This window comes from Micromonospora sp. B11E3 (assembly GCF_039871625.1).
Taxonomy (GTDB): domain Bacteria; phylum Actinomycetota; class Actinomycetes; order Mycobacteriales; family Micromonosporaceae; genus Micromonospora.
The window spans coordinates 14,831-34,366 of record NZ_JBDPMC010000048.1; the positions used below are offsets into that span (position 1 = coordinate 14,831).

At 70.2% G+C, this 19,536-nt stretch carries 20 protein-coding genes and 2 pseudogenes; 6 read left to right on the forward strand and 16 right to left on the reverse strand.

Annotated elements, in window-relative coordinates:
- The first annotated feature begins 41 nt into the window (after positions 1 to 41).
- From ABGB16_RS22075 to ABGB16_RS22085, 3 genes are all read left to right on the forward strand, one after another.
- The gene (locus tag ABGB16_RS22075; RefSeq protein WP_347669996.1) at positions 42 to 1,085 is read left to right on the forward strand and encodes an acyl-CoA desaturase; all 1,044 of its coding nucleotides are present in this window, start codon (positions 42 to 44) and stop codon (positions 1,083 to 1,085) included.
- Between the two features lie 299 nt (positions 1,086 to 1,384).
- Positions 1,385 to 1,756 (forward strand): ATP-binding protein, encoded by a 372-nt coding sequence (locus ABGB16_RS22080; RefSeq protein ID WP_347669997.1) that lies wholly within the window; start codon positions 1,385 to 1,387, stop codon positions 1,754 to 1,756.
- A complete protein-coding gene (locus tag ABGB16_RS22085; RefSeq protein ID WP_347669998.1) occupies positions 1,753 to 2,100 on the forward strand; it encodes an STAS domain-containing protein in 348 nt (115 codons plus the stop codon). Before ABGB16_RS22080 ends, ABGB16_RS22085 begins: the two co-directional genes overlap by 4 nt.
- Positions 2,101 to 2,245: 145 nt before the next feature.
- Here the strand turns inward: ABGB16_RS22085 and ABGB16_RS22090 are convergent, their stop codons facing one another.
- Together ABGB16_RS22090 and ABGB16_RS22095 are read right to left on the reverse strand one after the other, a co-directional pair.
- On the reverse strand, positions 2,246 to 2,758 hold the full coding sequence (locus ABGB16_RS22090; protein ID WP_347669999.1) for a DUF3618 domain-containing protein: 513 nt from the start codon (positions 2,756 to 2,758) through the stop codon (positions 2,246 to 2,248).
- The gene (locus ABGB16_RS22095) at positions 2,755 to 3,195 is read right to left on the reverse strand and encodes a phage holin family protein (RefSeq protein ID WP_347670000.1); all 441 of its coding nucleotides are present in this window, start codon (positions 3,193 to 3,195) and stop codon (positions 2,755 to 2,757) included. Before ABGB16_RS22095 ends, ABGB16_RS22090 begins: the two co-directional genes overlap by 4 nt.
- A 716-nt stretch (positions 3,196 to 3,911) precedes the next feature.
- On the opposite strand from ABGB16_RS22095, the gene ABGB16_RS22100 reads away from it, so the two are divergent.
- Entirely contained in the window at positions 3,912 to 4,277 is a 366-nt protein-coding gene (locus ABGB16_RS22100) for a hypothetical protein (protein WP_347670001.1), read from the forward strand.
- A 417-nt stretch (positions 4,278 to 4,694) separates the two neighbouring features.
- Here the strand turns inward: ABGB16_RS22100 and ABGB16_RS22105 are convergent, their stop codons facing one another.
- Both ABGB16_RS22105 and ABGB16_RS22110 read right to left on the reverse strand, forming a co-directional pair.
- Positions 4,695 to 4,871: a hypothetical protein gene (locus ABGB16_RS22105; protein WP_347670002.1), complete on the reverse strand. Its 177-nt coding sequence runs from the start codon at positions 4,869 to 4,871 to the stop codon at positions 4,695 to 4,697.
- Between the two features lie 460 nt (positions 4,872 to 5,331).
- Entirely contained in the window at positions 5,332 to 6,303 is a 972-nt protein-coding gene (locus ABGB16_RS22110; RefSeq protein WP_347670003.1) for a cation diffusion facilitator family transporter, read from the reverse strand.
- Between the two features lie 254 nt (positions 6,304 to 6,557).
- Between ABGB16_RS22110 and ABGB16_RS22115 the strand changes: the two genes are divergently transcribed.
- Positions 6,558 to 6,917, forward strand: a complete 360-nt coding sequence (locus ABGB16_RS22115) for a metalloregulator ArsR/SmtB family transcription factor (protein ID WP_347670004.1) — start codon at positions 6,558 to 6,560, stop codon at positions 6,915 to 6,917.
- A 269-nt stretch (positions 6,918 to 7,186) separates the two neighbouring features.
- On the opposite strand, the gene chrA is transcribed toward ABGB16_RS22115, so the two are convergent.
- The 4 genes from chrA to ABGB16_RS22135 form a co-directional block, all read right to left on the reverse strand.
- Positions 7,187 to 8,617 (reverse strand): chromate efflux transporter, encoded by a 1,431-nt coding sequence (gene chrA / locus ABGB16_RS22120; protein WP_347670005.1) that lies wholly within the window; start codon positions 8,615 to 8,617, stop codon positions 7,187 to 7,189.
- Positions 8,618 to 8,654: 37 nt separating this feature from the next.
- Positions 8,655 to 9,086 (reverse strand): chromate resistance protein ChrB domain-containing protein, encoded by a 432-nt coding sequence (locus ABGB16_RS22125; protein WP_347670006.1) that lies wholly within the window; start codon positions 9,084 to 9,086, stop codon positions 8,655 to 8,657.
- Positions 9,083 to 9,592 (reverse strand): Chromate resistance protein ChrB, encoded by a 510-nt coding sequence (locus tag ABGB16_RS22130; RefSeq protein WP_347670007.1) that lies wholly within the window; start codon positions 9,590 to 9,592, stop codon positions 9,083 to 9,085. The genes ABGB16_RS22125 and ABGB16_RS22130 overlap by 4 nt, the downstream gene beginning before the upstream one ends.
- Positions 9,593 to 9,971: 379 nt before the next feature.
- Positions 9,972 to 10,991, reverse strand: a complete 1,020-nt coding sequence (locus tag ABGB16_RS22135; RefSeq protein WP_347670008.1) for a HupE/UreJ family protein — start codon at positions 10,989 to 10,991, stop codon at positions 9,972 to 9,974.
- Between the two features lie 452 nt (positions 10,992 to 11,443).
- Between ABGB16_RS22135 and ABGB16_RS22140 the strand changes: the two genes are divergently transcribed.
- Complete coding sequence (locus ABGB16_RS22140; protein ID WP_347670009.1) at positions 11,444 to 12,190, forward strand: zf-HC2 domain-containing protein; 747 nt, start codon at positions 11,444 to 11,446, stop codon at positions 12,188 to 12,190.
- Positions 12,191 to 12,542: 352 nt separating this feature from the next.
- On the opposite strand, the gene ABGB16_RS22145 is transcribed toward ABGB16_RS22140, so the two are convergent.
- From ABGB16_RS22145 to ABGB16_RS22180, 8 genes and pseudogenes are all read right to left on the reverse strand, one after another.
- Positions 12,543 to 13,319: a DUF1775 domain-containing protein gene (locus ABGB16_RS22145; protein WP_347670010.1), complete on the reverse strand. Its 777-nt coding sequence runs from the start codon at positions 13,317 to 13,319 to the stop codon at positions 12,543 to 12,545.
- A 42-nt stretch (positions 13,320 to 13,361) separates the two neighbouring features.
- Complete coding sequence (locus ABGB16_RS22150) at positions 13,362 to 14,684, reverse strand: YibE/F family protein (protein ID WP_347670011.1); 1,323 nt, start codon at positions 14,682 to 14,684, stop codon at positions 13,362 to 13,364.
- A gap of 67 nt (positions 14,685 to 14,751) precedes the next feature.
- The gene (locus ABGB16_RS22155; protein ID WP_347670012.1) at positions 14,752 to 15,024 is read right to left on the reverse strand and encodes a cation transporter dimerization domain-containing protein; all 273 of its coding nucleotides are present in this window, start codon (positions 15,022 to 15,024) and stop codon (positions 14,752 to 14,754) included.
- Positions 15,025 to 15,027: 3 nt separating this feature from the next.
- Positions 15,028 to 15,861 carry a cytochrome c oxidase assembly protein gene (locus ABGB16_RS22160; protein WP_347670013.1) on the reverse strand — a complete coding sequence of 278 codons (834 nt, stop codon included), beginning with the start codon at positions 15,859 to 15,861 and terminating at the stop codon, positions 15,028 to 15,030.
- 171 nt (positions 15,862 to 16,032) lie between these two features.
- Entirely contained in the window at positions 16,033 to 16,308 is a 276-nt protein-coding gene (locus ABGB16_RS22165) for a YccF domain-containing protein (RefSeq protein ID WP_347670028.1), read from the reverse strand.
- Between the two features lie 196 nt (positions 16,309 to 16,504).
- A pseudogene (locus ABGB16_RS22170) lies at positions 16,505 to 18,516 on the reverse strand (cytochrome c oxidase assembly protein).
- On the reverse strand, positions 18,513 to 19,025 hold the full coding sequence (locus ABGB16_RS22175; RefSeq protein ID WP_347670014.1) for a copper resistance CopC family protein: 513 nt from the start codon (positions 19,023 to 19,025) through the stop codon (positions 18,513 to 18,515). Before ABGB16_RS22175 ends, ABGB16_RS22170 begins: the two are co-directional and overlap by 4 nt.
- A 189-nt stretch (positions 19,026 to 19,214) precedes the next feature.
- Positions 19,215 to 19,352 (reverse strand): annotated as a pseudogene (locus tag ABGB16_RS22180) (cation transporter); the annotation flags it as partial.
- Between the last annotated feature and the right edge of the window lie 184 nt (positions 19,353 to 19,536).

Below are 19,536 nucleotides of genomic sequence, written 5' to 3' on the forward strand. Positions count from 1 at the left end.
TGAAACAAGCCGATGGAGAAGGAGCAGTGGGAGCAGCCATCGTGAGTGACACCAACCTCGGCGCCGACCGGCAGCGGGGCAGTGACTACGCGGACCTGTCCCGGCTGGTCCGCGCAGCGGGTCTACTCGGGCGGCGGCGAGGATACTACGCCGTGCGCACCGGCCTCGTCGTCGGTTCTTTCGCCGGACTGTGGGCCCTATTCGGTTGGTTGGGTGAATCGTGGTGGCAGCTCGGCGTCGCGGTGGCCCTGGCGGTGGTCTTCGCGCAGGCCGGGTTCATCGGTCACGACGCGGGGCACCGGCAGATAGTCCGCTCGCGCCGGGGGAACGACCTGATCGGCATCGTGCACGGCAACCTTTTGACCGGGATCAGCTACGGCTGGTGGGTGGACAAGCACAACCGGCACCACGCCCACCCCAACACCGAAGGCAAGGACCCCGACATCACCGTGGCACCCTTGTCCTTCACCGCCGGCCAGGCCCGACGGCGGCGCGGCCTCAGCGCGCTGGTCGTGCGGTATCAGGCATATCTGTTCTTCCCGCTGCTTCTGCTGGAAGGCCTGCACCTGCACGCCAACAGCGTGAAGGCTGTCCTTGGCCAGCGCCGCATCGCCCGCCGACCCGTCGAAGCGGGACTGCTGGCCCTGCACCTGGGCGGCTACCTCGCCGCCGTGTTCCTGGTCCTGAGCCCGGCGCAGGCGGTCGCGTTCATCCTCGTCAACCAGGGCGTGCTCGGCCTCTACCTCGGCTGCTCCTTCGCCCCGAACCACAAGGGCATGCCGATCGTCGGCGCCGACGACAACCTCGACTACCTACGGCGGCAGGTCCTCACCTCCCGCAACGTGCGCGGCGGGATGTTCCTCGACAGCGTGCTCGGCGGCCTGAACTACCAGATCGAACACCACCTGTTTCCGAGCATGCCGTGTCCCAACCTGCGCCGCGCCCGACCATTGATCAGGCGGTTCTGCGCCGAGCACGACATCGACTACCACGAAACCACGCTGGGCCGCTCCTGGGCCGAGGCACTGCGCCACCTGCACGACATCGGAGCCCCCGCACCTGCGACCAGCGTCGGCACGCGCTGAGCTGCTGTGCCGCCGGCCAGGAGCTGAGGAGCTGTACCGCGCCGAAACCTCCGCGCTGCAGGTGACCGGGGATGACCGATACGGCAGTCATACCGCTCGGCGGTACTCGTTGATCACCCGGCCGAGCACCACCGCAGGCACCAGGGTTTGGCACCGTCAGCGCCGGACCATCGGCGACAAAGACATGCTGAGCCCTCTGTCTCCATGACTGAAATTGCAGTCCTCAGCACAGGTACACCGGGTGGTGTACCGCCCGGCCGTGGCACACTGGCGGCGACGATCTGACGTTGCTGGCGGCGATGATCACGGCCGATCGGGTGCCTGAGTTGCGGCACGCCGTCACGGCCGCCGCCGCTGCCGCAGGTCTCGCCGGAGAGGAGTTGGACGACTTCGTCCTGGCCGTGAACGAGTTGACGACCAACGCCGTGCGCCACGGCGGCGGCAGCGGGCAGCTGACGCTGTGCCGACTCGGCGATCAGCTCACCTGCCAGGTCAGCGACCACGGCACCGGCATGACCGGTGACGTGCCCGCCCTGCCCGAGCCCACCCGGCCCGGCCGCCGCGGCCTGTGGCTCGCCCAGCACCTCACCGCGGGACTCGTACTCGACAACACCCCGACCGGGCTGACCGCCACCGTCACCGCCACACTTTCCGACGGAAGCGCGCGATGAACAGCAACGAGCTGTGGCAGGCGCGCGCCGAAACCCACCCCGACCGTGCCGTGGTCACCTTGTCCGGAGAACTCGGCCTCACCGCCGTCGACCGGCTACGCGACCTGCTCACCAACACCCTGCGAGCCAACCCCGTCATCGACGTCGACCTGGCCCGGGTGAGCTTCCTCGACGCAACGATCCTCAGCGTCCTCGTCACCGCCCACCAGGACGCCACCGCCGCCAGCGGCACCCTGAACCTGATCAACCCCACCGGCCACGTCCGCAGGGTCCTCACCGTCACCGGCGTCCTGCCCCTACTCGAGCCCGACGACGCAGAAACCACCCCGCCCCACAGAGCCTGACACGCGGCCTGGGACCACTCGCAGGACCTTCTCACCGTCCCGAGTACCCTCCGCCTTCGGCTGTGGCGACGGCCCAATGCAGTCGTGGCCGCTTACTTCCATCGGGCCCGGCGAGTTGGCCGACCTTGATGAGGAAGACGACCTGTCAGCGCCGACGACGAGCGCGTCTGGTCGGTCGGAGCTGCCGCGCTGCCACGACGACGCCGACGCCGGTCATGGCGGCGATAACGAGGACTGCCGGGCGGCGTGCTGCGGACGGAACTCGTACGGTGACGTCCCGGATCACGCTGACGGCGGCCGGGGCAGCCTGCTTTGCGGCAGCTTCGCCGCTGTTACGAAGCTTCCCTGTGTTGCGCATGGCGCGTTGGCCCAGTGTTGTGCCGCGTTGCTGCAAGCGGCGCGCGGCGCGGGTGAGGCCGGTGCTGTCCGCCCGTTGGCGTGCTGTCCGCAGCGCTGCTGACCTCTTGCCGCGCATCGCCTCGGCCGCATCTGTCAGCTGTTGCCGGACGCGGCCTTTGACCTGGTTGGCGCTGTCTCGGCCCCGCGCCTTCACGTCCGTTTTGGCTGCCAGCGCGTGTACCGTGTCGGCCAGATCAGCTCGGGTCCGCTGAATGCTCTCGAGGGTGCGGTCCGGGTCGCTGCTGTCGTTCGCCGTCATCGCCGTCTTCCCTCCTTGGCCGCCTGGCGCACCGAATCGACGTCCTTGCGCACGCTGCCCAACGTCGACTGCGGCGCAAGAGGCATCGCGCGGCTGGTCTGCTTCTTCCCGGACAGCGCGAGCAGACCCGCCACCGCGAACAGAACCACCGCCACGATCAGGGCGGCCAGCCACGCCCACATCACCGTGGCCAGCAGCAGGACGAACGCGGCGACGAGGGCACCCCCGCCGTACAGCGCCACCCCGCCCGCCCCGCCAAACATCGCCGCAGCGGCACCAGCGCGCTTACCCTTGCCTGTCAACTCCACGCGGGCCAAGGCAAGCTCGTCGCGCACCAGCCGGCTGATCTGGTCGGTGGCACGCTCAACGAGTTGCGCCACCGTAGCCTGCGCCGCCGGCTCCTGGGCTTTCCGGTCGCCATCGGGTGCGCCAGTCATGTGTCGTCACCTCCTCAACTAACAGGGGGGTTGCGAGCCGAGCGGAGTTGCGCCGATCAGGCGCGGTGCCAAATCCACGTCGCGCCCGGCCTCGGTGCAATCCGGCTCGGGCAGAGAGGAGGCGCCGCGAGTCAGCGAATGGCTGCTGCCGGAGAGGCGGCGTGTCCGCTGGCGCTGGTCGCGGCGCTGACCGTTACTCCGCTTTCGGCGACGGAGGAAGCGCTGTCCAGGGTAGGAAGATCGTCCATCGTCGCGTCACCTAGGGCGGGTCGCCGGCTGGCACGCACAACGGCCACCGCAGCCGCCGCCGCTGTCAGGACCATCGCCGCTGCCTGCAGCAGCGGTCGTTTCCTGCTTCCTCTACGTCTCATTCGCACTTCCTCTACGTCTCATTCGCCCTCCTCGCGTCTCAGCCTGGGCCCCACCCATCGTGCAGTCCAGAAAGAGACAAGGAGTGGCGTTAAGAAGGCTTGTACCTCGTTCGTGCATCGCACGCCGGGCGAGGAACGGGCTTCACACGATGGATCGCCCCGGACATGCCCCTACCGGGGAACGTTTGCGGAGAATCCCGGCCTCGCCGGCTGTGCTGTCAGAACCCGCCCTGACAGCCACCGTGGCGGGCGAATCGATGATGACCCGCCCCCCGGCTAGGGCGACACTGGCCGTCACCGGCGTCGGCGGTTGGACTCGGGAATGTTCGACTCGACCTCCTCGTGGTGGACGTGCTCGTCGATCGGCTGGTCCTCAACCACCTCGTCCTTGGCCAAGTGGACAGACTCGACCGGCACCTGGTCCTTGCCACCACAGGGCGTTCGGCGCGCAGCGGCATCTCCTGCTGCGCCTCACCCATGTCGGCACGAACCTGCCCGGCGTTCTCTACCGTGATCGGCTCGCGCTCGACATACAGCTCGTCGTGCTCGACCGGCACGCTCGTGTGCACGTTCTCGGTGACCATGTACTTGGGCAACACCACCTTGCCGACCGGCTGGCTTTCCGTGCCGACCCGCATCCGCTCCTCGGACCGATTCAGTTCCTCACCGCTGCGCGGTGCGCGCTGCGGCTCCTGCTGCGGCTGCATCTGAGGTGCCAATACAGGTGCGCGGTCTGGTCGGCGTCCAACGGGACATCGGTGCCGGCGTCCACGCTCGGGGCGCTGCTGACCGTCGCCTTGCCCTAGGCGACTATCAACTGCCCGTCCTGCATCTGGGCGTTGCCCGCGGGGCCATCGCCTCCCGCCGACCGCCGGTCCGCACGCTGACCCAGGTCGGGTAGCCCGCAGCGTCGGCCCACACCTGGCCAACGCTGCCGATCTTGTCGCCCGAACTGTCTAGCCCGGTGAGCCGCACCGCCCGCAGTCCGTCGTAGCAGCTCAGATAGCCGACTGCCGTACTGGGCGTCGACCAGGTACAGCTTCCACAGCGCCCGGTCGCTGCGCGCGACCATCAGGCTGGCTTCCTCCCCGACGTAGCTGCCGAGCGGATGATTGGGGCCGCTTGCGCCTACATGGCGGGGGAGGGTGGCTCGGGTGGCTTTCCGTGGGCGCGAACGGCGTCCGAGACGGCGATCCCGGCCAGCACGAGGGTTCCTGTGAGGGCGGCCACCAGTGCGGGTGCGAGCACCATCGCGGGTGCGGAAACGGCCAGCACGAGCAGCCCGACCAGCCGGGACGGGGACACCCGGCTGAATACTTCGTATTCGAATCGGGCTCGTCCGGCCAGAAAGGGCATCCGCAGCGACTGCACCCCGCCCATGTGACGTGAGGCGACCGTCCTGCACGATGCTGCGCACCGCACGCCCTACCAGCACCAGCCGGTCGACAACCGCCCATAAGCACAAGGCGACGCTGCCCGCACGGGGGAACGGGCAGCGCCAAGAACCAGGATATCCGCTGCGTAACCGGAACGCTTCGCTGCGGCGGCCGATCCTCAGCCATCACCGGCCAGTCCGAGCAGTACTGGACGCTCGTGCGGCTGGCTCCTCTGGAAGGGCAGGAGCCGCAGGTCGGAGCTGGCCGGCAACCTCATTATCAAATAGGGTCAACAGATCCCCGGCGCGGCCGGGAGTGCCGACACGGCCGTCTTGTCGGTCACCGCTGCCGTTGTGCATCATCACCAGGAATAGCTGCCTGGCGCACGCTCAATTCGTCGGCGGGATGTTGCGGCGTTGGTGGGACAGGTCGGGGTGGTGGTGTGCGCCGGCGTGGCTGTCTGGGTCGGTGTGGACGGTGGCGCTGGTCAATCGGGGTACCGCGTGGGTGAGTTGGTGCTCGGCGTCGGCGGCGATCTCGTGCGCGGCGATGAGGCTCAGGTCCGCGTCCACGACCAGGTCGGCTTCGGCGTGCAGGCGGTGGCCGATCCACCGTAGGCGAACGGCGGCCACATCACGCACTCCGTGGACTCCCCGCAGGGTCGTCTCGGCATGGTCGACGATTGCCGGGTCCACGGCGTCCATCAGCCGCCGGTACACCTCACGGGCGGCGTCCTTGAGCACGAAGGCGATGGCCACGGCGATGACCAGGCCGACGACGGGGTCGGCCCATCGCCAGCCCGCCCAGGCGCCTGCGGCTGCGGCGACGACGGCGAGGGAGGTGTAGCCGTCGGTACGGGCGTGGAGCCCGTCGGCGACCAGCGCTGCCGAGCCGATCCGCCGGCCGACCCGGATGCGGTACTGGGCGACGAGCTCGTTGCCGGCGAACCCGATGATTCCGGCGGCGAGCACCCACGGCAGGTGGGTGATCTCGGTCGGATGCAGCAAGCGGCTGATCGCGGTCCATGCGGCTGCGACCGCGGACGCGGCGATCACCACGACGATGACGATGCCGGCGAGGTCCTCGGCTCGGCCGAAGCCGTACGTGTAGGCACGGGTGGCCACGCGCCGGCCGAGCAGGAAGGCGATGGCGAGGGGCACGGCGGTCAGGGCGTCGGCGACGTTGTGGAGCGTGTCGCCGAGCAGGGCCACGGACCCGGACAGGACAACGATCACCGCCTGCGCGGCGGCGGTGATGCCCAGGCCGACCAGGGAAATCCACAGGGCGCGCAGGCCTTCACGGGAGGATTCCAGTGCCGGGTCCACCTTCGCGCGGGAGTCGTGTGAGTGCGGGACGAGCATGTGGCGGAGTTTGTGCCACCACGACCCGGGCCCCCGACCGTGATCGTGGCTGTGTGCCTGATCGTGATGGTGATCGTGGTCGTGGTGGTGCTGGCTGGCCGGGTGCTCGTGACCGTGCTCGCCGCCGTGGCCGTGACGGTGACCGTGGTGGTGGTTGTGGTTGTCGTGCTGCTGATCGGGCACTGCCTCAGGCTCCCTCAGAAAACGACCGGCGGACTCGCCCTCGCCGAGTGTCAGGCGGATAATATGTGCTCGTGTACGCACGCGACAACGTTGCAGATGCCAATGACCTGCAACAACGCCTTCCCTTGGACGATGAGGTGGAAGCGGCAACGGACATGCTGCGCATGCTCGCTGACGGCACCCGGCTGCGGCTGATGTGTCTGCTCAGCGCCGGCGAGCAGGACGTGACTGCTCTGGTGCGGGCGGTCGGCGTCGCACGGCCGGCGGTGTCGCAGCATCTGGGCAAGCTCCGGCTGGCCGGCCTTGTCACGGTGCGCCGCGACGGTCGACGCGCCCTCTACCGCGCCCGTGGCGGGCACGTACGCCGGCTGGTATCAGAGGTCATGCACGCCGCCTCGCACCGGATCACCGGTGCCCCAGAGCACGACTGATCGTCGTCACCGCCGCAAGAGGGCTACCGCTGCACTCACTGCCGAGCCGATCATGGCCTGCGCGATGCTCGCCTCCGCCTCACCGCTGCCACTGCCGCCATTGCCACGCACCGCTTGGACAGGACCCAACGCCTGCCCGCCAGCGGTCACAGCAAGCAACACCGCGGCCACCGCGCCCGTGGCCAACAGATGGCGGAGGCCGGCGTGGGTTCCGCAACACGGGCATGCAGTGACGCGACACGTCGACGAGCATGAACCCACGTGAATGGTCAGATTCCGGGTAACCCGCTCAGGCCAGCGACCAGGCCGAGGGCAGCAGCGACGCCGAGGACCCGCAGGACCGACCATTTCAGCCCGAAGATGAGCGCTGCCGCGATCACGGCGATCGCGATTGGTACTGGTCGCACGGTGTCCAGTTCGGGCAGTTGCAGATGCAGTGGCCCGGCGGTGACCGCCCGGGTGGATCGGAACAGGGCGTGCACCGCGAAGTACAGGCCGAGGTTGGCGATGACGCCGACGACGGCGGCGGTGATGCCGGTCAACGCGGCGGACAGGGTGTGGTTGCCGCGGAGGCGCTCCACGTAGGGGGCGCCAAGCAGGATGAACAGGAAGCACGGCACGAATGTCACCCAGGTTGTCAGCAATGAGGCGAGGACGCCTGCGGCCCACGGGGTGAGGACGCCGGGGTGGTGGTAGGCGCCGAGGAACGCCACGAACTGCACCACCATGATCAGCGGTCCGGGTGTGGTCTCGGCGAGCGCCAGGCCGCGGACCATGTCGTTGGCGGACAGCCAGGCGTAGTGTTCGACCGCGCGTTGGGCGACGTAGGCGAGCACGGCGTAGGCGCCGCCGAAGGTGACCACGGCGGTGCCGGAGAAGAACAGGCCCTGTTGGGTGTAGACGCTGTCGATGCCGGTGGTCGCGGCGACGACGGCGACGGGGAGGAACCAGGCCAGCAAGCCGATCGTCAGGATGGTGGTGGTACGCCGCGCCGAGGGCCGTTCGTGGTGCAGGGCGTGGTCCGGGATCAGCGGCGGCGGGCCGTCGTTCTCGCGGTGTGCGTGGCCGGTGGTGACCAGGTGCGGGTGTCGCCGGTGCAGCGCCCAGCCCGCAGCCGCCGCGGCGGCGATGACGACCGGGAAGGGCACTCCGAACACGGCCAGGGCCACGAACGCCGCGCCGGCGAAGCCGATCAGGGTCGGATTGGTCAGGGCGCGGGTTCCGACCCGCCACACCGCCTGGGCGACGATCGCGACCACTGCCGGCGCGAGGCCGGCGAAGACCGCCGTGACCGCCGTGGTGTCGCCGAATCTCACGTAGATGGCTGACAGGAACAGCAGGGCGACCAGGCCGGGCAGCACGAACAGAGTGCCGGCGACCAGCCCACCACGCACGCCGTTGAGCAGCCAGCCGACATAGATAGCCAACTGCTGTGCCTCTGGACCGGGCAGGAGCATGCAGTAGTTCAACGCGTGCAGGAACCGTCGCTGGCCGATCCAGCGGCGCTCATCGACCAGGTGTCGCTGCATGACGGCGATCTGCCCCGCCGGGCCGCCGAAGGTCTGCAGGGAGATGGTGAACCACGCCTTGACGGCCTGCCCGAACGGCACCACGTCGGTAGCTGGCGCGGCGGTCGCCGACGGCGCATCCGTGTCCTGGCCGGGTGTTGTGGCGCGGATCCTGTCGGCTGGGGTCAGCATGCGGCTCGCTCCGGTGATCGGATACGGATCGGGCAGGTCAGGCGGGTGGACGGTCCAGCAACAGCGCTCGGCGGTGGTACTCGTACAACCCGTCGAACAGCGGTCCGGTCAGCTCGAGGACGCGGTCGTCGTCGCAGATCATCGACAGGCCGCGCAGGACGACGTCCATGCCAGGGGCTTCCGGCGCGTCGTAGCGCTCGTCGTCGACGTCCGCCTCGTGCACGATCTCGGCGAGTTTCCACAGCACCGGATCGGTCAGCTCGTACCGGCGCAGGATCGTCTCGAAGGTGCAGTCGCCGCCGTGATGTCCGAGGTCGACGCCGCGCATGTCGAACGGTGTCGCGTCGTGCGGCACCGCGGCCGGGTCCTCGACGAACACAAACACGGCCTCCGGGTCGATGTGGCGGCGGATCAGCCATGCGCAGGCCGCCCGGTCGATGTGCACGCCGGCGCGGGTGGCCCACCTCATGGCCGCTCCTGCAGACTGTCGCCGCCCACCGCGGCGGTGTCCGCCAATGCCTGCACCGCGCTTTTCGCGGCGTCGCGTTCCGGGGGCGGGAAGTAGTCCCGGCGGGTGATACGCCGCAGCTCGCCACGCAGCCGGCGTACCACCCGCACCTGCTCCGCCTCGCCGGCCGTCGCCGCAGCGGCGGCCTCGGCGAGCACCGCCTGGTACTCGGCCGCGCGGGCGTCGCGCATCGCCACGACGATCTCGCGTTCCTGCGCCAGCGTCGAGGGCACGGACAACCACACGGTGGCCGACCCGCCCGCCTCACCGATCTCCTCGGCGAGCCAGTCGAACTGCTCCCGGGTCCGCGCGTCCGCGGGCAGCGCCACCAGCCCGTCACCGAGCCGGGCCACACCGAGGCGCTCCAGCTTGCGCCACACGGCGATCCGGGGCCGCGACGGCTCCCGCGGGATCCGGTACGCCAGCAGCACCCACCACCCCGGCTCCTCTCCGGCCTCGTCCACCACGACCCCCTCCCCAACCCGGATACTGTAACCGTGGTTACGCCGGCCGCAATACGGTGGTGGGGCCAGCATGCTGAGCATGGTCAACAGCCCGGCGCTGTCCGCCCTGCTCGCCGCAACTCCGGCCGCCGCAGCGATCGTCCCTTCGTCGGCACCGCCGCCGTCGCCGCACTGCTCTGCCCTGGCCTGCACGTCATCCTGCGCGCCGCTGGGCATTGGACCACTGGCGGCAGGCGCCGGCCGGCGCGTCGCCGCAGCAGCGGCCTCGCCGGGACAGCCGGCGGACATGTGCCCCTTCCGGCAAGCGATCGCTGCACACGGCCGGGCACTCGTGCCCGGCCTGCTGAAGGCGCCGGGATTTCGAGCGGATGAGCGGTCGTGGCTACTCGGCGGGCTTGGACCGGGGGTCGTCGAACCAGTCCCGGGTGAACTGGCGCAACGCGTCGACGTCGAGGATGTCGCAGGTGACGGTGCGGTAGGCGTTGACCGCCTTGACCGTCTCGCTCTGGTTGAGGGCGGGGCCGCCGACGACCCGGCCCGAGGCGGGGTCGGTGACGAACTCGCGGAGCTGGGCGACCTGGTCGGCGGGCAGACCTGGGGCGTACTGCACGATCACGAACCCGTCACCGATGACATGCCCGAACGACGTCTCGGGCACCGTCTCGCCCGGTTCGAAGAAGTCCTTCAAGGGGTGGCTGCCGCCGGCCGGAAAAGCCTCGGTGCGGTTTCGGACCTCGCAGCCGCCGGTGGTTTCCGCCTGGGCCTGGACCGGTCGCAGCACGTCACCGCCTGCGGTGATCACCAGCACCGCCGCGGCCACCAGACCCGCAGCGACGAGCACCCCGTGGGACAGGCGGGCATCCCGCAGCCGGGGAACATAGTGGCGCAGAACGTCACCGAGCATGAACATGCCGACCACGGCGACGAGTTGCCCGATCTCCACCCCGATGTTGAAGGCCAGCACCCGGGGGATCAGCCCGTCGGACGGCAGCCCGAGTTCCTGCAGGCGGGTGGACAGGCCCAGCCCGTGCACGAGACCGAAGCCGAGCACCGCCGCAGCGAACCATGTCCAGTTCTTCGGCCGTGCGAGCAGGCCAACCACGCCGACGAACACCAGGCTCAACGCCACCACGATGTCCACCAGCACCGGGTTGACGTGCCAGTCGGCGATCGTCGCGGTGAACAGGGTGACACTGTGCCCGAGCGCGAACAGGGAGATCAGCTTCGCCGCTCGCCGCACCTCACGCGCGAGCAGCAGGATCCCACCGACGAACAGCAGGTGGTCCCAGCCGGCGAGCATGTGCTTGGTGCCCAGCCAGACGAATCCCCCGACCGTGTCGCTCGATCCGCCGACACCGTGCGCCCAGGCGACGCCGGGCGCCACGACGAGGCATGTGATCACCGCCGCAGTTACCGTTGCCGTTCGCTGGCCTGCCGTTGACATCGCCTCGCCCCTTCCTCACCTATGCCCCGGTCGTGGAGGCACGGCACCCGCCCGCCGCGGTGGTATCGGGTAGTCGCCGCCCGAGCCGGAAAAGTTCCCCGGCATCGCCCTGCGCTTTCAAGATCCCCAGACAGCACTCGCTCGTGCGTCACCTGATCGGATCGCCACCGCGCCGGCCCTGCCCAGAACGGTCGTAGGATTGGCCGACCGGCTTCGCCGAACGCACAACCTCCGTTCCCGCTCGCCCCGCCGTCGCTGCGTCGGCGGCTGACCGTCCGTCTGGGGACAGTTCACCGACGGAATCACGGTGACTTTCTCCGGGCAACGCGGCGTCGCCGATGAACAGGCCAACAAAGCTGATCATGGACCCTGGCGGGAACTAACACGGTCGGCGGACCGACTACCGGAACATGGGGTGTGAACAGTGGCGTGAGGTGCTCTCCGCCCAGTTGGACGGGGAGGAGACCACGGCCGAGCGCACGGCGGCGGATGCTCACCTGAGCGGATGTGACGACTGCCGTGCGTGGTTCCATGCGGCCGCCGCAGTGACCCGCCGGGCGCGGCTGTCCGTGGCGCCTGCCAGGGACGACCTTACCGATGTCATCCTTTCCGCCCTACCCGCGCCGGCACCGCACCGCCTGCGGCGCCGAATCGCGCTCAGCCTGCGTGCGCTGTTGGGACTGATCGGGGCGCTGCAGCTTGTACTGGGTCTGGCGCAAGTCGGCCGCGGTCCGGCCGGTGGGCACGACCACCTCGGAACCTTCACCTCAGGGCACCTCTGGCATGAGTCGGCGGCATGGAACGTGGCCGTCGGTACGGGGTTCCTGTTCGTGGCGGCGCGACGCACGCCCCCGACCGGCCTGGTGCCGATGTTGAGCGCGTTCGTCGGGACGCTGGTGCTGCTGTCGGTCAACGACCTGCTGACTGGGCGAGTCGACACCAGCCGTCTGGTCAGCCACGGTTTCCTGCTCGCCGGGTACGCGATCGTGGTCGCGTTGACCCGCCCTCGTTTGAGGCCCGACGATCCGTCCCGCCGTAACCGGACGAATCGGTCCGGCTGGCGTCTGCCCGCCGAGGAGGACGTCTCTCCACCGGCGCTGCGCGTGCTCCCGCCGTATCCCGGTTCCGCCCGTTCCCCTGACCGGTGGGCGGCCTGACCAACGTGATCCGGTTATCGCACGCGCGGAAGCGGGCCGAGGCCGCCGCGGAGGACGAGCAACTTGTCCCGTTACAAGGCCTCTCCGCGGAGGCTGCAGCGGCTACCCATCTGAGGCATCGCCATCGGCGTACTGGTCGTCACCAACGGTTGGGCGATGCCGCTGCGCGGCGTCCCCCCTCCTCGCCTTCCCCGCCGTCGACCTGGCGGCCACCGCATGGCGGCCAGGCGAGCCCGCACGGCGAGCTGAACAGCCAGGCGGGCTCGCCGGCCTGCCTCGCCCGCATGCACGGCGCCCTCAGCTCAGGACTCGCTTGAGGGCGGGGTCGCACGGGCCGCCCGGCCGGTACAAGTCATGCGCGTCGCCGACGCAGGACCCACCACAGTCCGCCGAACGCCGCGGCGGCGACCGCCACCACGAGGAGCCACACCCATGCCGAGGTTCCGGAGTCCTGCTCGTCCTGAGCGGCGGCCGGGGTGGGGGACGCGGTCGCAGCCGCCTCGGTGGTCGGCGCAGCGCTCGGGGTGGGTGCGGTGGACGGGGAAGTCACGGTGCCTGCGGGCGCGGCGGCCACGGTCAGCACCGGTGCCGGGTTCTCCGGCTCGGCGCCTGCGGGGTTCGGTGCCTCGATCCACCGGTCCACACGGCCGTCGCTGTAGGTCTGCAACGTCTTGAACACCAGCTGACGGCTATCGGTCGGCAGCTGGCGGATCCGGACGGCATACTCGGCGTCCCGGCCGGCAGGCACCGCCGGACCGGAGACGGTGTAGCCATCGGCGCCGGTCTTGAGGGCCCACCCGGTGGGCCCGCTGACCCAGGTCACGTCCGTCGGTGCGATACCGGCCGGCAGGATCACGCGCAGGGCGGTGATGCCTGCAGTCGTCGACTCCGACTCGGCGACGAAGGTCAGCACGCTGTCAGTGGCGCCGGCCCTTGCCTTGTCCGCCGACACCTCCACGTGCGCCGACGCGGGCCCCGTCGTCAGCAGTAACGCCGCGACCGCGCCGCCAGCCAGCAGGCCGGTCCTCGTCCATCCTCGCACCACGAGGGTCCCTTCTTGATGCCGCGCGGGACGCGGCGACGCCAGGTCTCCTTCTGGTAGTTGGCGGTCGCGGTTGGTTCCCGCCACCCGGTGACGGTCGCCACGGCGGCATCGTCGACCCGCCAACGTTCATTGCCAAGCGGTCTCGCGTTGTTCGGGCTCGTCCCAGGGGTTGGCCAGTCGCGCGCGATCGACGCCGGCGGCGGGCTGGTCCGGCTCCGCGGGGCGGGGGCGTGGCGGCGTCTCCCGTGGCGGGGCGGCCAGCGGCTTCGGACCGGGGTTGGCCGTGACGAGAGCGGCCAGGGCGGTGGTCAGCGGCACCGCGGCGACCAGGCCGAGGGTGCCGACCAGGGACCGGACGATCTCCTGGGCGATGAACTCGCTGTTGAGCGTATCCGCGATCCCCCGGCCGCTGCCGAGGATCAGGACCAGGACGGGCAGCGAGGCTCCCGCGTACGCCAGGACGATGGTGTTGACCACCGAGGCGATGTGTGCTCGGCCGACCCTCGTGGCCGCGCGGTAGAGCCGTATCCGGGACATGGCGGGGTTGGCCGCCGCAAGTGCCGCCACGGTCTCCGCCTGGGTGACGGTGATGTCATCGAGCACACCGAGGGAGCCGATGATGATGCCAGCCAGCAACAAGCCGTGCAGGTCGACGTTCTGATAGAAGATGCCCAGGGTGCTGGCGTCCTCGCTGCCGTACCCGGTCATGTGGGTGAGGTCCATCGCGAGCATCGCCATCACCCCGGTCAGAACCAGGCTGGCCAGGGTGCCCAGCACCGCCACGGAGGTACGCACCGACACTCCGTGGGTCAGGTACAGCACCACGAACATGATCGTGGCGGAGCCGACCACCGCCACCAGCAGGGGCGGCTGGCCGGCGAGGATGGCGGGCAGGACGAACAGCAGCACCACGGCGAAGGTCACCGCCAGCCCGGCGAGGGCGGCGGCGCCGCGCAGCCGGCCGAAGCCGATCACCGCGACGGCGACCAGCACCGTGAGCCAGGCCAACGGGACGCCTCGTTGGTGGTCGCTGATCGTGTACTGCTGGCTGGACGGATCGGCCGGATCGGTCAGCACCAGCACCACCACGTCGTCGCCGACGTCCACGCGCGGGGCGCCGGGCCCGTCGGGCACCGAGGTCTGCACGGTACGGCCAGCCTCGGGGCCTTCGGTGATGCGGACGGTCACGGTTCCGCAGCGGCTCACCGTCAGGCCGGACGGGGCCTCTACGACCTCGTCCGGTGCGCACTCGCGCACCTGAAGGGCGGTGACGGTACCGAGCCTGCGGTCGTTCGCGCCGGACGGGTCGGTCGGGGTGGCTTCGCGCGGCCACAATGCCACCAGGGCGACCACGGTCGCCACCAACATCGGGGCAATCACCGCCGCGACGATTCGGCGTACCCGCCGGGACGCCGGTCGTGTATCCCCATGCTCGTGGGCTGCGCCCATTCCTCGACCGCCTTCCCGTCGTACGTGCTCAGGGAAGGCTAGTCACCTCGATGGCGATCCCCGCCGTTCAGCTCGTCGGCGGCAGGTTGCGGCGTTGGTGGGACAGATCGGCGTGGTGATGGACCCCGGGATGGCTGTCCGGATCGGCGTGCACGGTGACGGTGGTGAGTCGCGGCACGGCGTGGGTGAGCTGGTGTTCGGCGTCAGCGGCGATTTCGTGGGCGACGACGAGGCTCAGGTCACCGAGCGCCGACGCCACCCCAACGCACAGGAGACGACAGGCGAGCAACGGGCCGCCGGCGAGGACAACGACGAGCAGCCCGCACCGAGCGCGACGCACTTCTCACGGGCCTGTCTGCGCTGGTCCACCCTGCGGCACCAGGTTCTGTCCTGAGGGCATCGTCCGCTCGAGCTGGCGCAGCCACCGCAGGAGCACGGCCGTTCCGACGGTCAGGACCGCCACGTCCATCGGGACCCACATCACCAGGCCAGCGAGTTGCTGGTCGATCAGCGGATCCCCGCCTTGTGCCGCCACCACTTCGACGGGGTAGATGGTGGTCGGCGCGAAGGTGAACACAGCGGCGAGTGCGGACGCCGGCATCATCGTGGCGAACAGCAGCAGGAAGGCGACGGGGCCGGCAAGCCGGTGCGGTGCGCGGCCCAGCACGAGCGACCACAGCAGCCAGGCCGCCGCGACGAAGCTGGCATGCTCGGCGACATGGGCGCTTGAATTGGTGAGCGCGAGCATGTACAGGGAGGGCAGGTGCCAGGCCCACACCACGGCGGCATGTGCGGCGGCCGCCACAACGGCGAGGATCACCGGACGGCGTAGCCATCGTGCCACCGGCCTCGCCCGCGCACCGGCTAACCTGCGACGCAGTGAGACCGGCACCGACAAGGCCAGCGGCAGTCCGGCGGCACCCGCCGCCAGCAGCGGACCGGCGAGCAGCAGCAGAATCATGTGCTGAGCCATGTGACCGGTCAACGAGCCTTGTGCCAACCCTTCCACGGCAGGAAGCTGGACCGCAATAAGCGACACAATGCCGATGGTGAAGGCGAGCATGCGCCAAGCCGGCACGAACGCGCCGACACCCCGCCGGCGCCACAGCTCGTTCACACCTCGTCGATATGCCGCAGCCAGGAACGCCAGCAACACAATCGATACGACGTTCGCCAAGACCTCACCTACCTGCGCTGTTGACTCGCGGTACGGACAGTCTCGGCGAGCGTGACGTCCATGTCCGTTCAATCGGAATGTCCGGACTTCCATCTGGTCAGCCAGTAGAGGCTGACGCAGCCGTGCAGGCGCAGCGATCAACGAGCGGCCACCCCGCTTCTGAAACGCGGCCTAGAAGCCAGCGGCGACGAGCGTGAAATCGGCGACGGCGAACGGAATCCCGATGTGGTGAGGCAGCGCGACGCCAACGGCGAGGTGGGTCAGGGCCAGCCACCAGCCCGCCCGGACCACCCAAACGACCTTGGCCCGGCCACCTGCGTCCAGCTCGGGAACGAGTGCGCGGCCGAAGGACCACAGCGAGCAGACGGCCCGGCGTAGTGACGCCACGCCGAAGGGATTGTGATGACTAGGAGGGAATAGGTCCGGGACCAGGTTGGCCAGAACCATCGACAAGGGGCGAGACCCGTCAAGGGGACCGCCGACGATGGTGACGATCGGGTGCCAGATGGGAGACACTTGGTGACGCTCCTTGGAGTACAAGGAGCACCGGGGGCGGGCGGGCTTGGGCTGGGACACCACAACGCCCGCCCTCGGGGCTATAGGGGCCTTGGACCGCGTAGCGAACCAGCGCCGAGCCGGGTCCTCACCCCTGATGCTGGCGGTCGCGTTCGGCCAGGGCGGCCAGCATTCGGTTGTACGCGGCAAGTTCGGCGTCCTCGCGTCCTTCGGCTTCGGCGCGGTCGGCCGCCCGGTCGCGGCGGCGTGCTTCCCGCTGGTCGACCTGGATCCACTGGCGCATCAGCGCGCCCAGCACAAGGACGGTGGGCAGCTCACCGAAGGACCAGGCGACGCCGCCCACGACGCGCTGGTCTTCCAGGGGAGTGGGTCCCCAGGGGCGAGCCAGGGCGATCCACCAGTCCCCGGCGACCAGGGCGGTGGACTGCATCAGCGCGACGCCGAGGAACGCGTGCAACACCATGCTGATGAGCACCAAGACCAGCTTCAGCGGGTGCGGGACGCGCCGAGGGGCGGGGTCGGTGCCGATGACCACCCAGAAGAACAGGTAGCCGACGCCGAGGAAGTGCGTGACCATGGCCAGGTGCGCGGCGTGCGAGCGGACCGCCAGTTCGTACAGGCCGGTGAAGTACAGCACGTACAGGCTGGCGACGTAGAGGGTCAGCGCCACGACCGGGTGGGTCATCGTGCGGGAGACCGGGGAGTGCAGGGCGGCCTGCAGCCACTCGCGGGGGCCTGGCCAGCGCGGGTCCGTCGACGGGGACAGGGCGCGCAGGGCGAGGGTGACCGGTCCGGCGAGCACGAGCAGGATCGGCGCGACCATCATCAGCAGCAGGTGCTGGACCATGTGAACCGAGAACAGCACCGGACCGTAGCGGGCCAGACCGCTGGAGGTCGCCACGACGATCACCGCACAGCCGGCCAGCCACAGTGCTGTGCGCGCGAGCGGCCAGGTGTCGCCGCGGCGGCGCAGCCGCCACACCCCGGCCACGTACAGGCCGGCGGCGGCCAGGACTGCGGCGATGATCAGTGGCTCCGGCAGCCACGCGGTGGCCAGTGTGCCGATGTTCAACGGTGGTGGCATCGGGAATCCGAGCAGGGCCGTCGCGGGTTCTCCTCGCCGTCGCCGAGGGGGGCGGGCGTGCGCGACAGTGCCACGGCGGCGCCGACGGCTGCGGCGAACAGCAGCGTCTCCACGACCGCGACCCGCAGGAACGGCATCCGCCGCCCGGCTGCCAGGGCGGGAATCGCCCCGCGGCGGTGCGCCAGCCCGGTCACGGCGATCGCGGCGAGGGCGGCGGCCTTGACCAGCAGCAGTTGCCCATAGCGGGTGCTCAGCAGGTCAGCGGGACCGTTCAGCCGGACGGCGGCCGACAACACCCCGGACGCAGAGACGCAGACGAGACTGGCCAGGGCGAGGGGTGAGAAGCGACGCACCGCCACGGCCAGATCGGCGGTGCTGCCGCGAGCGGTGACGGCCAAAGCGAGCAGCCCACCAGCCCACACGGTGACCGGCAGAACGTGCAGCAACAGCCCGGACACCGCCAGTTGGTGGTTGCTGGCCGCGGCGGCGTGCCCGGTGAACACCGGCGGCACCACCGCGGCGAGGGCAAGCACCAACGCCACCGCGGCGCCGCCGGGGCGCAGGCTCCTCGCCGCGACCACCGACGCCACCGACGCGAGGGCGCCGCTGAGCGCCAGGGCCTGCCCGAGCGGGATGGTGAACGCGAAGTTCAGCACCGCCCGGACCGACAGCACCTGCGAGGCGGGCAGACCGAACAGATCGACCAGGGTGTAGCAGACCACCACTGCCGCAGCCAGCGCCCACAGCCCGGCGCTGGCCGCTGCGGCGCGCAACCGCCGGTAGCCCACCGGGGACAACCTGCCGCCGTCGTCGCGAGGCGACAGCAGTACCACCGCCAGCAGCAGCCCGACCGTGGTGACCGCGCCGACCTGCACGCCCAACCTGGCGGTGGGCAGCAGCCACGCCGTGGCCGGCCCCGGGTCGGGCAACCCAGGCTGCGTTTTCGACACCGCAGCGCCGCCCCACCACAGCGATGCGGCGCCGACACCCGCGGCGACCAGCACGGCGGCGCCCGGCACCAGCACCGGCCTCCGCAGGATCGCACCCACGTTCATCGCCGGCCCGCCCGCACCCGCCGCAACACCAGGACCCCGCCCGCCAGTACCGCAGCCACCAGCGCCCCGACCACAGCGAGGCTCACTCCTCCGCCCCGGCCGTCGGCAGCGGCCAGGGAGGGCGCCGCCGCAGCCGACGGAGCGTCGCCGGTCGGCGCGGACGACGGGGACGAGGACGCCGTGCCGGTAGGCGCGGCGGTGACCGTGAAGTCGTAGGAGCCCTGCACCGGGTGCCCGTCGACGGACACCACCCGGTACGCCACCGTGTACGTCCCTGCCGCCAGCCCGCCGGCCAGGGGCTGGGTGGCCCTGACGCCGGTCACTGTCGGCTTCCCGGCGGTCACCGGGGCGCCGCCTTCGGCGGTCACCGCGACCGTGGTGAAGGTGGCATCAAGCCGTTCGGCGAAGACCAACTCCACCCGCTCGGGCGCGGACGCCAACCGGCCCCCCTGCGCGGGCGTGGATTCCCGCAGGGCGTTGTGCGCCCACACCGGCGCAGCCGGAACCACGAGGATGGCAAGGGCGAGGCAACACCCGGCCGCCACTCGGGCAGCAATGGACAAACAGTATGGGCGGTTCACGAACAACTCCCGGAAGGGCAACGACTCGTCAGGTAATCGTTGGCGGGCGGCAGATGGTTCCCGGCCGGGTCACCACTGTGCGCCGTCGCAGACGCCGTCAGCGCCGGCGGGTTCGGCCTACAGATTGGCATGCCCAATGGAGAAGCGACCCTGCAACGTCTGCCGGGACGCCGCCAGGACTACGGCGAGATTGGCCTGCGGGTTCAGGATCAGGCGCGCCGAGGCGACCTCCATCCCAGAGGTCAGCGTCCACACACCCACACCTATCATCTACAATCATCAATTGAGTCGATGGTCGTTAGCCTCTGCGCCCACTGGACCGGATCGGACACCCAGGGACTCACGGGACCGGGCAGGACGCCTGGCATGTTCGTCGGACGAGCAGCCACCGAGCAGCCACACGTCCACAAGGGACGGACAAGCAAAGAGCCTGACCCGC

Excerpts from the sequence above, each read along its gene's own strand:
- ABGB16_RS22095 (WP_347670000.1), bottom strand. The coding sequence starts at position 3,195 with ATGACTGGCGCACCCGATGGCGACCGGAAAGCCCAGGAGCCGGCGGCG.
- ABGB16_RS22080 (WP_347669997.1), top strand. The coding sequence starts at position 1,385 with ATGATCACGGCCGATCGGGTGCCTGAGTTGCGGCACGCCGTCACGGCC.
- ABGB16_RS22165 (WP_347670028.1), bottom strand. The coding sequence starts at position 16,308 with ATGGTTCTGGCCAACCTGGTCCCGGACCTATTCCCTCCTAGTCATCAC.
- chrA (WP_347670005.1), bottom strand. The coding sequence starts at position 8,617 with ATGCTGACCCCAGCCGACAGGATCCGCGCCACAACACCCGGCCAGGAC.
- ABGB16_RS22125 (WP_347670006.1), bottom strand. The coding sequence starts at position 9,086 with ATGAGGTGGGCCACCCGCGCCGGCGTGCACATCGACCGGGCGGCCTGC.
- ABGB16_RS22110 (WP_347670003.1), bottom strand. The coding sequence starts at position 6,303 with ATGCTCGTCCCGCACTCACACGACTCCCGCGCGAAGGTGGACCCGGCA.
- ABGB16_RS22150 (WP_347670011.1), bottom strand. The coding sequence starts at position 14,684 with ATGGGCGCAGCCCACGAGCATGGGGATACACGACCGGCGTCCCGGCGG.
- ABGB16_RS22090 (WP_347669999.1), bottom strand. The coding sequence starts at position 2,758 with ATGACGGCGAACGACAGCAGCGACCCGGACCGCACCCTCGAGAGCATT.
- ABGB16_RS22140 (WP_347670009.1), top strand. The coding sequence starts at position 11,444 with ATGGGGTGTGAACAGTGGCGTGAGGTGCTCTCCGCCCAGTTGGACGGG.
- ABGB16_RS22085 (WP_347669998.1), top strand. The coding sequence starts at position 1,753 with ATGAACAGCAACGAGCTGTGGCAGGCGCGCGCCGAAACCCACCCCGAC.